Source organism: Mucilaginibacter arboris, from assembly GCF_009754915.1.
In the GTDB taxonomy this organism is placed as follows: domain Bacteria; phylum Bacteroidota; class Bacteroidia; order Sphingobacteriales; family Sphingobacteriaceae; genus Mucilaginibacter_A; species Mucilaginibacter_A arboris.
The window spans coordinates 83,168-96,331 of the sequence record NZ_WPIK01000012.1 but is presented as its reverse complement, the minus strand read 5'-3'; the positions used below and the strand labels follow the sequence as shown (position 1 = coordinate 96,331).

At 37.9% G+C, this 13,164-nt stretch carries 10 protein-coding genes; 2 read left to right on the top strand and 8 right to left on the bottom strand.

All coding sequences use genetic code 11. From position 1 onward, the window contains the following. Positions 1-23: 23 nt before the first annotated feature. The 3 genes from GO621_RS13855 to GO621_RS13845 all read right to left on the bottom strand — a co-directional run bounded on the left by GO621_RS13855 (position 24) and on the right by GO621_RS13845 (position 1,075). Positions 24-347, bottom strand: coding sequence for a DUF5615 family PIN-like protein (locus tag GO621_RS13855; protein WP_157568041.1), 324 nt, complete (start codon positions 345-347; stop codon positions 24-26). After that, complete coding sequence (locus GO621_RS13850; RefSeq protein ID WP_157568039.1) at positions 331-561, bottom strand: DUF433 domain-containing protein; 231 nt, start codon at positions 559-561, stop codon at positions 331-333. Before GO621_RS13850 ends, GO621_RS13855 begins: the two co-directional genes overlap by 17 nt. Before the next feature lie 64 nt (positions 562-625). Beyond that, entirely contained in the window at positions 626-1,075 is a 450-nt protein-coding gene (locus tag GO621_RS13845) for a 3-oxoacyl-ACP synthase (RefSeq protein ID WP_198170251.1), read from the bottom strand. Positions 1,076-1,166: 91 nt separating this feature from the next. Here GO621_RS13845 and GO621_RS13840 point away from each other — a divergent pair, with 91 nt between their 5' ends. After that, a complete protein-coding gene (locus GO621_RS13840; RefSeq protein WP_157568037.1) occupies positions 1,167-1,388 on the top strand; it encodes a hypothetical protein in 222 nt (73 codons plus the stop codon). A 65-nt stretch (positions 1,389-1,453) separates the two neighbouring features. On the opposite strand, the gene GO621_RS13835 is transcribed toward GO621_RS13840, so the two are convergent. The 3 genes from GO621_RS13835 to GO621_RS13825 all read right to left on the bottom strand — a co-directional run bounded on the left by GO621_RS13835 (position 1,454) and on the right by GO621_RS13825 (position 9,745). After that, complete coding sequence (locus GO621_RS13835) at positions 1,454-4,663, bottom strand: DPP IV N-terminal domain-containing protein (RefSeq protein WP_157568035.1); 3,210 nt, start codon at positions 4,661-4,663, stop codon at positions 1,454-1,456. A gap of 111 nt (positions 4,664-4,774) precedes the next feature. Beyond that, positions 4,775-7,081, bottom strand: a complete 2,307-nt coding sequence (locus GO621_RS13830; RefSeq protein ID WP_157568033.1) for a penicillin-binding protein 1A — start codon at positions 7,079-7,081, stop codon at positions 4,775-4,777. An 84-nt stretch (positions 7,082-7,165) separates the two neighbouring features. Continuing rightward, positions 7,166-9,745 (bottom strand): GH92 family glycosyl hydrolase, encoded by a 2,580-nt coding sequence (locus GO621_RS13825; RefSeq protein WP_198170250.1) that lies wholly within the window; start codon positions 9,743-9,745, stop codon positions 7,166-7,168. A 220-nt stretch (positions 9,746-9,965) separates the two neighbouring features. On the opposite strand from GO621_RS13825, the gene GO621_RS13820 reads away from it, so the two are divergent. After that, positions 9,966-10,991 (top strand): S66 peptidase family protein, encoded by a 1,026-nt coding sequence (locus GO621_RS13820; RefSeq protein ID WP_157568029.1) that lies wholly within the window; start codon positions 9,966-9,968, stop codon positions 10,989-10,991. 35 nt (positions 10,992-11,026) lie between these two features. Here the strand turns inward: GO621_RS13820 and GO621_RS13815 are convergent, their stop codons facing one another. Together GO621_RS13815 and GO621_RS13810 are read right to left on the bottom strand one after the other, a co-directional pair. Further along, positions 11,027-11,911 carry a glycosyltransferase family 2 protein gene (locus GO621_RS13815; RefSeq protein WP_157568027.1) on the bottom strand — a complete coding sequence of 295 codons (885 nt, stop codon included), beginning with the start codon at positions 11,909-11,911 and terminating at the stop codon, positions 11,027-11,029. A gap of 7 nt (positions 11,912-11,918) precedes the next feature. Further along, on the bottom strand, positions 11,919-12,785 hold the full coding sequence (locus tag GO621_RS13810; RefSeq protein WP_157568026.1) for a glycosyltransferase family 2 protein: 867 nt from the start codon (positions 12,783-12,785) through the stop codon (positions 11,919-11,921). Between the last annotated feature and the right edge of the window lie 379 nt (positions 12,786-13,164).

The window sequence follows — 13,164 nt, the reverse complement described above, 5'->3', positions numbered from 1 at the left end:
TACTAAAATTGTAAAACCGGTAGTTAAGATATTTCTATAATATTTTGCAAATTGCCTTCTGAAATACATATAAATATTTTTGGTACTAGCCTTTGTAACATTTCTCTTGTGTTGTTTTTAGCCCTTAAAACAATAATAGTTAACGGAAGCCTTTGTAAATTTTGCTGATAAGGCAAATTTCGATCAACAGTTATAAATAGTTCAAAACGGTTTTCTGTCAACAGTTTAAGTAATTCACCGTTCTTTTTTCCTAACCAACCCATGTCTCTTACCGTCACAACTTGATGTTCGCCTTCAAAATCGTATTTTAGCTTTCGAGGCACACTTTCATCAAGCAAAATTTTCATGGAGCAGTTTTTCTGTTGTAATCGATCGTTTTGCCATTTCCAGGACTGCCAATGCTGCTTCCTTTGTTACTGATGGAAAATCGTCTAAAAATTCAGCCAAGTCTTCACCACTTTCTAAATAATCAAAAAGATTTTGAATAGGAACTCTTGTACCGGCAAAAACCGGCGCACCACTCATAACTTCAAGGTCTATACTTACTTGTCCGTACAACATCGCTTTTTATTTTGTTTGTTCTAAGTTAGCAAAAAATTTGGTTTGATCTTAACTGTTTAAAATCTCACATAACCTTTAATATCTTAAACTCCTTACCATTCAGCTTAAAAATTTCTCCAGCTTTTTTGCCTTTTAGCTGTAATCCAATCGGCGAAGCCACAGAAATAGCATAATAACGTTTTGCATCGATAAACAAAGCACCGGCACTTACAGCCAAATAAAAGTTTTCCTGGTCGGTTTCTACTAAACTTCCGGCTTGTGCTTCGGTATGAATTGTATCCACATTAACTTGTTGTAGCAATGCTTGTAATTTCCTTGCTTCTAACAACTGCCGCGAGTTTAGGTCGATTTCCTGCTGCATCATGGCCCTGCCGGTTTCGTATTTATCGCCGGCACTGCTTTTAGTGTCATTTTCGGATGCTTTCCGGGCTTCTGCAATAGCCGTTTCAGCATCTTTTATCCTGGATAAGATCTGTTCGGCGCAGAGTTGGTAAAGCTGTTGTTTAATTTTCACAGAAATGAAATTGTAGAAAGGGTAAAGATGATAAGTTTTAACAGAAAACATTTATCATTTATACCAGTTTTATGCTGATAAAAGAAGCATTATGAACGCGAAATCAATTTATAATACAGAACCAGATCCGGAAGTTACACCGGACCAGTTGCCGGAAGAGAACCCTAAACCAGAAATCCCTACAGAAAACCCGGCTCCTTTACGATCACCGGAAATGCCAGAACCAGATTTAGTTCCAGAAGAAAATCCGGTCCCAATTATTCAGCCCGAGTTTCCCGGAACGCCTTCTCCCTCAGAAATACAACGTTTTTAATAATTAATTTTTACACAAAAAGCGGTTAAAATTTTAACCGCTTTTTTTATGCCATAAAAGAAGCATTACCAGCCTGGCGCAAATGTTAAGCCCAGCACAGGTTTTTGTACATCTGTTCGTTGAAAAGGAATGGCTAAATAAGGTTCAAGCACAAAAGCACCAAAAATATTTATCCGCAAAGAAATACCGGTTGACATAGCCGGAACGCGATTATAACCAGCCGGATAAACCAATTGTCCAAACCTATCGTAAACTGGGTTTCCGCTTGCATCAACTTCATATTGGTTTGCATCAGGTTCTTTTTTGAAAGCAATTTTATCGCCTGCATTCCATGCCAAACCAGCATCAAAAAAGAAGTTTAGCTCTGAAAACAGAAATTTAGACTGGATTTGAGAAAGCCTTTCCGGTCCGGTAAATGGTAACCTTACTTCAAAATTAACTACAGCGGTACGGCTTCCCTGCAACTGATCGATGGTGAAATTGCCTGTATTCCTGGAATTATGATTATAAAAGCTGGTGGCCTCATAACCTCTAATTAAATAAGGATAACCGATAAACAACGGGAACAAAGCTTCACTGCTGTTGCCAAAACGGCCATAACCATAAATACGGCCGGCAAAAGTTACAGGTTTTGTACGCACATATTTCCGAAGATCGATAGTTGGGGCAAAAAACTTGTAATCGCCTACATCACCTTCAATTCCAATCCGGTAACGGTAACCAGCCAAAGGCGAGGCAACACCGAAATAAGAATTATCTCCAACCAAAGCAGTATTCACCTGGAACAAGGAAAAAGGCTTTAGGTCATACCCTGTTTCCTGGCGGTATTGGTCCCGGGAGATCTTCTCATGCTCAGAATATAAACCCGAAGTTGGTGTAATTTCATTGTTGATGGTGGAATAATTGTAATACGTGCTGTAGCGATCTACACGGTAATAATAATGCGAAGCACCGGTCCCAAACTCAATACGGGAAACTTTAGAAAAAGGATAAGAGGTGAAAACCTGTACAGCATCTTCAAAAGTCCGGGTAATATCATAGCGGGATTCGTAAACGCTCGTTGGCTTGTTGTTTAGTGTAATGGTACTTAAACCTTCCTGATAAGTTGCATATTGATAAGGAATATGGGAAGCGCCAACACCAAAATTCCAGCGTCCGCGCTGACGGATATAAGCTACCTGTGCGCCAAAATCATAAATTTGTCCGTTTACGGCTGCACCTGCATAAATTTGGTTTTGGCCAACTATATCACTAAATAAACCCTGTATCCCGCTTGCTAACCCTGCGCCGAAACGGCTTACGCCTGCACCAACGCCGCTGCTTGACAGATAATCCAGTTTGAACTGCGGGCGGAAAGGAATATTATGGATAGAATCTGTAGGGATTTTCTGATAAGCCAGAAAATTGTTCAGGTTAGTATTAATCAAGTCAACACCAACAGATTTTGGCGGCGGAAGCAAAGCCGCATCAAAATTAAGGGACTGGTTTTCTACCGGGACAGGTTTAAAATCAGCCGCCTTAGCATTGTAAATAGCATATTTTTGTGCACGGTAATACGAATAAATTACATCATTATTAGCGGATAAACTTAAAGCAGGAGAGAACTCGGTAATACCAGAAATGCCAGTAAATAAATTAGTTAACTGTTCTGTAGTTGCAGTACCGAGATTATAACGGTACATATTCCGGAAACCATCGCGGTTGCTTAAAAAGTAGATGTATTTATCATCAGAAGAAAAAGCTGGGTTGAGATTATTTGCACCATTAAAAACTGTAATGTCGGTTGTGGTTTTGGTAGCCAGATCATAAACAGCCAGATTAAACGGAATAGTTTGCGTTAATGATTGATCGTAAGTGGTACGGTCACTTGAAAAGACTATTTTTTTACCATCATGGGAAAAGCTTGGCTGATAATCTGTAAACTTATCGTTAGTAAGCTGGATAACTTTTTTAGAAGGAATATTATAGAGATATAAATCACTTTGTCCTTCTGCCAGTGCATTAAATACAATATCATTTCCGTTTGGCGACCAGGATAAATTACTAAACTGTTTGGCTTTCCCCATCGAAGTTTCCTGTAAAACATGTCCGCTGTTTACGTCCACAATCATCAGCTTGTTCCGTCCTTCGTTAAAAACACTGAAAGCAAAACGTTTCCCATCGGGCGACCAGGTTCCGGCAGATTCAATAAAATTAAATTCATCAATATGTGTGTTTGAAACTTTGCTGGTGAGCTTTCTGAGGATCCGACCAGTTTTTGCATCAGCAAGGAAAAGATCAACGGTAAACAGGTTTTTTTCTGATAAAAAAGCAATATACTTGCCATCCGGGCTGATAGCCGGGGCAACATTCATTTTACCACTGTTCTTGTCATCAATTACCCTTACGCCAACCGGAACCTGTACCGTATCTTTTAAATAAGGTTTATAAGTAGCTTCTATAGAGTTTTTCCACAAACTGGATAGCGTTTTTTCATCATAACCAAAAGTTCTGCGGATACCATAATCCAAACCAAAACGAGCTGTATTTCTAAAAAAAGGTACAATAACAGAATCGCCATAAGTAGAACCAACAAATGACCAGAATGCCTCACCGTAACGATATGGGAAGTATTTGCTGCTGGTTGTTAATTCTTTTAAAGTCGGGATATCTTTGTTGAGATAAGCATCGCGCATCCACATGGCAGTGTAAGCATCTTTTTTGCCCAGCGAAAGATATTCTGCCATACCTTCAATCATCCATAAGGGCAGATTACCCAAATTTCCAATATTACCATTACCATTTCCCGGATTATCGCCTAGCAAAGCATGATATTGAAAAGCATGCACCAATTCGTGCCCAATTACATGCCGTGTTGTTTGGCTGGTTTCCATTAAAGGCATTACCACCCGGTTTTTCAAGCCTTCTGTAACACCGCCTGTTCCAACCCCAATTTCTCCCTGAATAGCGGTTGTTTGTTCAAAATCAGGATGATCGGCATATAAAATAATGGGGTTTGCTTTTCTGAAAGTATCTTGGAAAACCTGCTGGTGAATTGTGTACCAAAGCTCTGATTCCTGTGCGAAACGTTTAATTACGCTATCGTTTTTTAGATAATAGTAAATTTCAAAATGCGGCGTTTTGTAAACCTTAAACTTGAGGTTTTTGTACCTTACTTTATTTTGCCCGAAATACTGCGCTTGCACATTTTGATGCAGTAAAAACAGCATTGACAGAAAGGACAAGAAAAAAAATATTTTTTTGTAGGAGTAGGTGGATAAGTTAGTTTTTTCCATAGATACCCTTTTTGGATAGATGCTTTGTTTACGGTACTTTTTTATGCACCTGTTTGTATTACAATGAGGCTTTAGACTACTGCGGAAACAATAAGTTCAATTAATAAAAAATTATTGTGGCTCAATTTCGGGCAAGGTTACGGATGTGGTATCAATAGGCGCAATTGTGCTACTGTCTGTCCGTGTGGTATCAACTTTAGGCCTTGGTGTCGGGCAGTTATATTCCTTGGTAATTTTGCTCCAGGGTTTTGGGAAAGGGCCGGGGCCGTAACCAGATTTTGGGTCATCATAAACTTTCTCCATAAATAAACCAAAAATTGGAAGTGCTGTACGAGAACCTTCACCCGTTTGAGAAGTTTTAAAATGCACGCTACGTTCATCCGCTCCAACCCAAACACCGGTAACCAAATCTTTGGTAATGCCCATGTACCAGCCATCTACATAATCCGAAGAAGTACCAGTTTTGCCGCCAATCTGGTTGTTGTTGTTTTTCCACAAATCGTTGTATTCCCATAAAGCCTGCGATGTTCCTCCCGGTTCTTCCATTCCGCCACGAAACATATAGAGCATTAACCAAGCAGTTTCTTCGCTTAACGCAGGTGTATTTTTTGCTTTAAATTCAGCTAAAACGTTACCGTTGTTATCGGTAATCTTGGAAACTAATATCGGGTCAATCCGCTGGCCTTTGTTTAAAAAAGTGCTGTAAGCACGGACCATTTCGTAAACAGAAACATCATTAGAACCCAAAGAAACAGAAGGAACAGATTCCAAATGACTATCAATTCCGCATTTATGCGCATATTCTACTACTTTATCCCAGCCTACTTTTTCGGTTACTTGTGCCGTAATGGAGTTTACAGATTTCCCCATTGCCCAACGCAAGCTCATTTCGTTATAGGAAAAATGAAAATCAGCATTTTTTGGTTCCCAAACATCTGGTTTTCCCTCGTTGTTAATATATTTAATCGAAACCGGTTTATCAGTAAATTTATCGCAAGGCGTAAAACCATTATCAATTGCAGCAACGTAAGCAAAAGGTTTAAACGTAGAACCTGCCTGGCGTTTGGCCTGGTTTACATGGTCGTATTTAAAATACTGGTGATTGATGCCTCCAACCCAAACTTTAATTTTTCCGGTAGATGGTTCAATCGTCATCATTCCCGTGTTTAATAATCTTGCATAATATTTTATGGAATCGAAAGTAGAAAAAGTAGTATCCTGATCGCCGCCTTTCCAGGTAAAAACCTTCATTCTTTTTTTACGGTTAAAATAAGCATCAACAGAATCCTGATTGTTTTTAAACTTCTTTTCCAGCATTTTGTAAATAGGCAAACGCTGGGCAGCTTTTTGCGGAAAATCAACAATTTCTTTTCCGTCAGATGTGCGCCACGGGTTTTCTTTTCCCCAAACGCCATCAAAACGTTTTTGCAGCATTTTCATTTTTTCGGCAACCGATTCTTCTGCATATTGCTGCAAACGGGAATCAATGGTTGTGTAAATCTTCAGGCCGTCTTCATACAAATCATAGTCGTTATCATTGCACCATTTCTCCAGCCATTTATCTACCGCAGAACGGATATAAGAATCTCCCTGCGATTCGTTTTCCACATAGCTCAAATTCAACTGGATTGGATTGGCGCTATAATTGCTAAAATCTGCCTTGCTGATGTAGCCATATTTTTCCATTTGCGAAAGCACTACATTTCGCCTTTCCATCGATTTTCCTGGATTTTTAATAGGATTATATGTTGAAGTAGCCTTCAGCATACCAATTAAAGTGGCTGCTTCTGCGGGATTAACCTGATCCGGATTTTTATCGAAATATTTAAGTGATGCTGTTTTTATGCCGAAAGAATTGTTGCCGAAAGGGACTGTATTAAAGTACAATGTAAGGATTTCGTTTTTGCTGTAAGCACGTTCAATTTTAAAAGCTGTTAACCATTCTTTAAATTTATAAGCGATAGTGCTTAAAACCGGAACATGAGAAATTGGCCCCTGATATTTCTTTTTCCGTGTTTGGAACAGGTTCTTGGCTAATTGCTGCGTGATGGTGCTAGCGCCACGGCGATCTCCGGTTGCCGTAGAGACCATACTGCTGAACAAGCCATAAAAATCTACGCCATGATGCTGGTAAAAACGTGTATCTTCTGTTGCAACCAAAGCGTGAATAAGGTTGGGCGAAATCTTTTGAAAATCAACCGGCGAACGGTTTTCCTTGTAATAACGGCCAATCAGTTTTCCGTCTGCAGTATAGACATCGGAAGCAATAGAAAGTGTTGGATTTTTAATATCACCTGTATTTGGAGAATGGCCAAACAGCCATAGAAAGTTCAATTCAACCGCACAAAAAAGTATAATGATGAAATAAACCAAATAAACAAAGTATCGTAATATCGGATTCTTTAAGCGCTCAAACATATTTAAACAGAATTTTCAAGGTGTACAAACGTAGTAATTAAAATACGCGTGTCTGCAATTTTTGTGTTTCGTTATTTATACTGATTAATTAACCGTTTGGCTTGTTAACGCGGTTTTGTGTGGCACATCTGCCTTTACGTCTTCTTTTATTTTAGTGAAAGTGCCTGTTACTACCTTGCTAAGCATGCTGTTTTTGGCAGCAATAATTTTAATGGTAGTGGTATTGCTGATACTTATAGGACTGGTGTAAACCTTTGATTGCAGGTTTGGCGTGCTGCCATCCAAAGTATAATAAATTTGCACGCTGTCTTGCACAGAATTAGCAGTAACGGTTATCGGTTTAGTAAATGTTTTGGTTGAAGCTGTTAAATAAGGGTTTACAACAATCAGGTTATCGGTAATTGCAGAAACGGGTTTTTCCAAATCTTCCATGTATAATTTATTTGGAAGCCTGCCAATAAAAACATCCCAATCGCCGCCATTTTCTATATTTTCATACGATAAAAACAGCTTATTATACGGTTTCTTGTTGAGTTGCATGCCTTGCAGATAATAACTATTGGTTGCGTTTCCGGATGAACTGATGGTAAATTTTTTTCCGTTTTCAAGATTAATAGTTGCCTTATCAAAAATTGGGATACCAATTTGAAAGTTATTCTGACCGGGGGCAATATTATAAAAACCTAAAGCATTCATTACATACCAGGCGCTCATTTGTCCGCAATCTTCATTTCCGGCTAAACCATCAGGCGCAGCTTTGTATAACATGTTCATGATTTTGTTGAGATAATACTGCGTTTTGTAAGGGTCATCTGTAAAATTATACAAGTAAGCAATATGATGGCTCGGCTCGTTTCCGTGCACATACTGGCCGATAGTTCCGGTAATATCAGGCAAACTTCTTCCAGTCATTACAGAACTTGCAGCAAACAAAGCGTCGAGTTTATTTTCCAGGTTTTCTTTTCCGCCCAGCATTGAAATTAAACCATTTACATCCTGCGGCATAAAAAAGGAGAATTGCCAGGCGTTTCCTTCTGTAAAATTATTATCAATATCAGAAGGTTTAAATGGAGAAAGCCAGCCACCATTTGCACGCGTTTGCACATAACCTGTTTGCTTGTTGTACACATTTTTCCAGTATTGCGCCCGCTGGATGTATTCGGCATAATCCTGGTCTTTTTTTAGCATTTTGGCCATTTGCGCAATGCACCAATCATCGTAAGCATATTCCAGCGTTTTAGAAACCGATTCATTTTCATCTTCCGCCAAAACTAACCCGTTCTTTCGATACGAATCCAGCCCGAACTGGTTTCTATTTACCGCATCTTTCATCATTTTAAATGCTTTTTCGGCATCAAACCCGCGTAAACCCTTTGCATAAGCATCTACAATAACCGGAATAGAATGATTACCAATCATGCAGTAAGTTTCATTGGAAGCTAAAGGCCAGATGGGCAACAATCCGCCCTGCTCGTTCATCGCCATAAAGCTTTTAATAAAATCCAAACTGCGTTTTTTATCGATTAAAAGAAGCAAGGGATGTTCGGCGCGATAGGTATCCCACAGAGAAAAAACAGTATAATAATTATAACCTTCTGCTTTATGGATTTGCTGGTCCATGCCCCGGTATTGTCCGTCAACATCGTTGTAAATATTTGGCGCCAGCATGCAATGGTATAAAGCGGTATAAAAAATGGTTTGCTTTTGACGTGCATAATCAACCGTTTTTGTTCTGGGTTGAGGCCTGCCATATCCGCCAAAACCTCCGCCATAATTCATGTTAGAAGATTGAGGCACAGGCATAGCAACAGGTGCGCCGCCTTCTACCTGAATTTTTGCCAACTCTTTTTGCCAGGTATCTTTTGCTGCACGCATTACTTTCTTAAAGTCGAAATCCGGAACTTCGGCATCCAGGTTTTTTAATGCGCCTTCTGCGCTTACGGAAGATATGCCAACTTTTGCAATTACTTCTCCAGGATTATCGAACTGCATGTACATTTTGATATTTTTTCCCTGCAACTTCTTTTCGCCTTCTTTCAACTGATCGTCGGAAGCAATTCCATCAGTTTTAAAAGGTTTGGAGAATTTTGCGTAGAAGTAAACCGACTGGTCTTTTGCCCAGGAAGACGAACGGCGAAAACCACGGACTTCATGGTCGTTCACTACTTCAATCCAGGAATCCAACACTTTGTCGCGATGCTGCAAATCAATAATAATATTTGCTTCTTTTGTGGATGGAAAACTATAACGGTGGATACCAACACGCGTAGTTGCGGTAAGTTCGGCCGTAATCTGGTATTTATCCAAAACAGTTGTGTAATAACCCGGCGAAGCATCCTCGTTTTTTTTCTGGAAAGGCGAGCGGTAATCCTTGTTGTTTAACTGCGGCTTTCCGGTGGTGGGCATAAACAAAATATCGCAATAATCAGGAACACCGGTTCCGCTGAGATGTGTGTGAGAAAAGCCGTAAACCAAAGAATCGGTAGCGTAATAACCGGAACTGCCGTCCCAGCCTTCTAAACGTGTATCCGGACTTAATTGCACCATCCCAAACGGAACAACTGCGCCGGGATAAGTATGGCCGTGTCCGCCGGTGCCAATAAACGGATCAACGAGTTTAGTATAATCTACTTTTCTTTGTGCCGATGCTTCTTTTATCAGCATAAAAAATAGTGGTAAAAGAAGTATTATTCGTTTTGAGTATTTCATAAATAGGATCAGGGCCTGTTAAAATTCCGGCTAAAGTTTTAATTTTTTTGTTCAATATACAAACCGCAGTTCAATAACGGTCCTATTTTATTTTTCGTTTTTAAGAAATAGAAAACGGTGTAAAAAATTAAGCAGGCAAATCAGCATAAAAAATGTAATTTACCTGCTTAGAACTATGCACCGCAAACATTTTCTTTCGTCGCTTTTACCGGCCGCCTTCGCTTTGTCCTCTGCAAAAGCAATAGGAAACACGGTTATTTTTGAAGGAAGCCGTTCTTCAAAAATACCTCCTTATTTGCGTCAAGGCGATACGATTGGTATAACTTGTCCGGCCGGTTACATCACTTTAGAAGATATTCAGCCCGCGGTTCAATTAATGCAAGGCTGGGGATTTGTGGTTGAAGTCGGAAAAACAGTCGGTAAAAGAAGCTTTACCCTGGGAGGAACGGATGAGGAAAGGGCAGCAGATCTGCAATACATGCTGGATAACCCTAACATCAAAGCGATTATGTGTGCCCGCGGAGGTTATGGTGCCGTACGAATAATCGACCAGCTAAATTTTCATCAATTTAAAACTTATCCAAAATGGATCATTGGTTTTAGTGATATTACTGTTTTGCATAGCCACATCAATCGCAATTATCATATTGCAACCTTGCATTCTAAAATGTGCAACAGTTTTCCTGCGGATTGGAATTTAGCAGAACCAATTCAGGTAGAAACAATCCTTTCCATTAAACAAGCGCTAACAGGAGAAAAGCTAAGTTATACTTCGCCAGCTTCGGAATTTAACCGTTTAGGTAAAGCAACAGGAGGGCTGGTTGGCGGAAATTTAAGTCTGCTAACAAGTTTATCAGGAAGCAAATCTGACATCAATACTAAACATAAAATTTTGTTTTTGGAAGATACAGGTGAGTACCTGTACAATATCGATCGAATGTTTTACAATTTAAAACGTAGTGGTAAGCTGGAACACTTGCACGGCTTAATTATAGGAGGTTTTAAACTGAAACCAGATGAACCGGATGAAGTATTCGGAAAAACCGTAGCCGAAATTGTGCTGGAAAAAGTAAAAGAATATGATTATCCGGTTTGCTTTGATTTTCCGGTCGGTCATCAGAAAAATAATTTTGCTTTAAAATGTGGTGTGGAGCATTTGTTGGAAGTGTATGAAATTGGAGGTAGATTGTATGAAAGTTGATGCTGTTTTTATCGGTATAAAATTATACGAAAACACTAATTTTTCTTAAACAAAAAACCAAAAGCAGAATTTTGAGTGGTTAAATAAGTATTAGCAAACTTGTCTTGTGCATCTTTAGAAACCGGGGTATATTTAAGATGCTTTTTTGCTTTTAAGAACTCAAACATTCCCAATATATTCCACCATGCATATTTAAAATCACCTTTGCCAAGCGTTTTCAAATTATTTACAACTACGCGAAATAAATAATTCCATCTTTTATAAGAAAAATGCTTGTAAACAATTCCTAATTCGTGCTTTGTAACATAAACCCTAAAGCGTTTGGATGTTCTATTAACAGCACTTGCCCTGTGTTGTACAACACTATTGGCAAAAAAACGTACTTTATATCCTGCATCTATAACTCTTAATCCGTATTCCCACTCGTTAACATACAAAAACATCCAGTCTGCATAGCCTCCTACTTTTTCATAAGTTTCACGCCTTAATATTGCTCCACAACCTATAAAGCCAACTATATCCTGCCCATCTTTCCAATCCCACATTTTGCTGGTGTAAGGACCACTTACTACGTTAAGTGCCAAAACGCCAACATCTTTGTTTTTATCCAAATAAACTAAAGCTTCTTCTAAACCAGATTCTATGTGGCTATCATCATCAATGATAATAAAATAATCACCTTTGGCTTTTTCAAAACCTAAATTCCAGGCAGGAGCACCAGTATTTACCTTGTTCTCAATTAATACTACATCCGGATAAGTTGAGTTAATTGCAGCAGCACTTCCATCTGTAGAAGCATTATCTACAATAACAATTTCATAATCATTAAGATTGTTTTTTACTAATTCTAATGATTTGGCTATTGTAATCAGAACTTCATCTTTTCTGTTATAATTTACTAATACAAAGGAGGCTTTCATTTATGATTTATATTATTTTTAGAAATGGTTGTGTAGATGGATAATACCTACTATAAAAATTTTGAACATCGTCATTAACTGGTGTAAATTGTATATCTTTTTTTAGTTTATTAAACTCTTTCCAGCCATTATAATACCAGGAAACAGATTTGATACCGTGCCTGAAGATATACTTTATATTGTTAAAAAATACTCTGGTTAAGTATAGGGTTCTATCCTTTTTTTGAAAATATTTATATACAATTCCTAGCTCATTTCTAAAGGATAATGTAATAAGCCTCTTTGATGTTCTATTTATAGCACTTGTACGATGGGTAACTTGGCAATCTGCAAAAAATATAATTTTGTAGCCTGCTTGTTTGCAACGTATTGCGTATTCGAATTCATGAGTGTAAAGAAAAATCCAGTCTGCATATCCTCCAATTTTTTCATATAACTCTTTACTCATAATAGCGCCACAACCTATAAATCCTGCATATTCGGCAAGGTTATTCCAATTACAAGTTTGAAATGCTCCTCCTGTAATATTTAAAGCAAGCACGCCTATATCTGTATGATTATCTAAGTATAAAAGTGCTTTCTCAAGGCCATTGTCTATGTGGCTATCGTCATCCAGAATTATAAAATAATTTCCTTTTGCTATAGAAAAACCAGTATTCCAGGCTGAAATGCCAATATTTACTTTATTCTCAATTAAAATAACATCGGGGTATTCATCTTTTATAGCAGTTGCACTACCATCTGTTGAAGCATTATCAATAATGATAATTTCAAAATTAGCCGGATCAAACTTGATAATATTTTTTGTTTTTGAAATAGTAAGTAATACTTCTTCTTTTCGATTATAATTAACTATTACAAACGATGCTTTCATATATAATTTTATGCTAACTTAAGTATTAAATCGAAATAATTGCAGTAGATTATCAATAACATAAAGAATTTTAGTAAAATTGTAAAAAAATGGACTTTTAAATTAAAAATTAACTGATAGGATTCAGAAATTAAAACTGCTTAAGTTCAGGTTAATTACAATAGTATCGAAGAGGGTGTTTAAATTTATTCTTTATACTTCTTTTACGCTAATAATAAATAATAAACATCCCATAATTTCAGAAAAAAATAAAGTTAAACACTACCTTTAAATGGTTAATTGATTTGGTTTAAATTTTCATCAGGAAATAGTAATGCTTCTTTTAGGCCAGTAAATTGTTTTGCCTGGACAAAAAAGTATGAAGATTTGTTGCTTTTCA

Excerpts from the sequence above, each read along its gene's own strand:
- GO621_RS13825 (WP_198170250.1), bottom strand. The coding sequence starts at position 9,745 with ATGCTGATAAAAGAAGCATCGGCACAAAGAAAAGTAGATTATACTAAA.
- GO621_RS13855 (WP_157568041.1), bottom strand. The coding sequence starts at position 347 with ATGAAAATTTTGCTTGATGAAAGTGTGCCTCGAAAGCTAAAATACGAT.
- GO621_RS13810 (WP_157568026.1), bottom strand. The coding sequence starts at position 12,785 with ATGAAAGCATCGTTTGTAATAGTTAATTATAATCGAAAAGAAGAAGTA.
- GO621_RS13840 (WP_157568037.1), top strand. The coding sequence starts at position 1,167 with ATGAACGCGAAATCAATTTATAATACAGAACCAGATCCGGAAGTTACA.
- GO621_RS13850 (WP_157568039.1), bottom strand. The coding sequence starts at position 561 with ATGTTGTACGGACAAGTAAGTATAGACCTTGAAGTTATGAGTGGTGCG.
- GO621_RS13820 (WP_157568029.1), top strand. The coding sequence starts at position 9,966 with ATGCACCGCAAACATTTTCTTTCGTCGCTTTTACCGGCCGCCTTCGCT.
- GO621_RS13815 (WP_157568027.1), bottom strand. The coding sequence starts at position 11,911 with ATGAAAGCCTCCTTTGTATTAGTAAATTATAACAGAAAAGATGAAGTT.
- GO621_RS13835 (WP_157568035.1), bottom strand. The coding sequence starts at position 4,663 with ATGGAAAAAACTAACTTATCCACCTACTCCTACAAAAAAATATTTTTT.
- GO621_RS13830 (WP_157568033.1), bottom strand. The coding sequence starts at position 7,081 with ATGTTTGAGCGCTTAAAGAATCCGATATTACGATACTTTGTTTATTTG.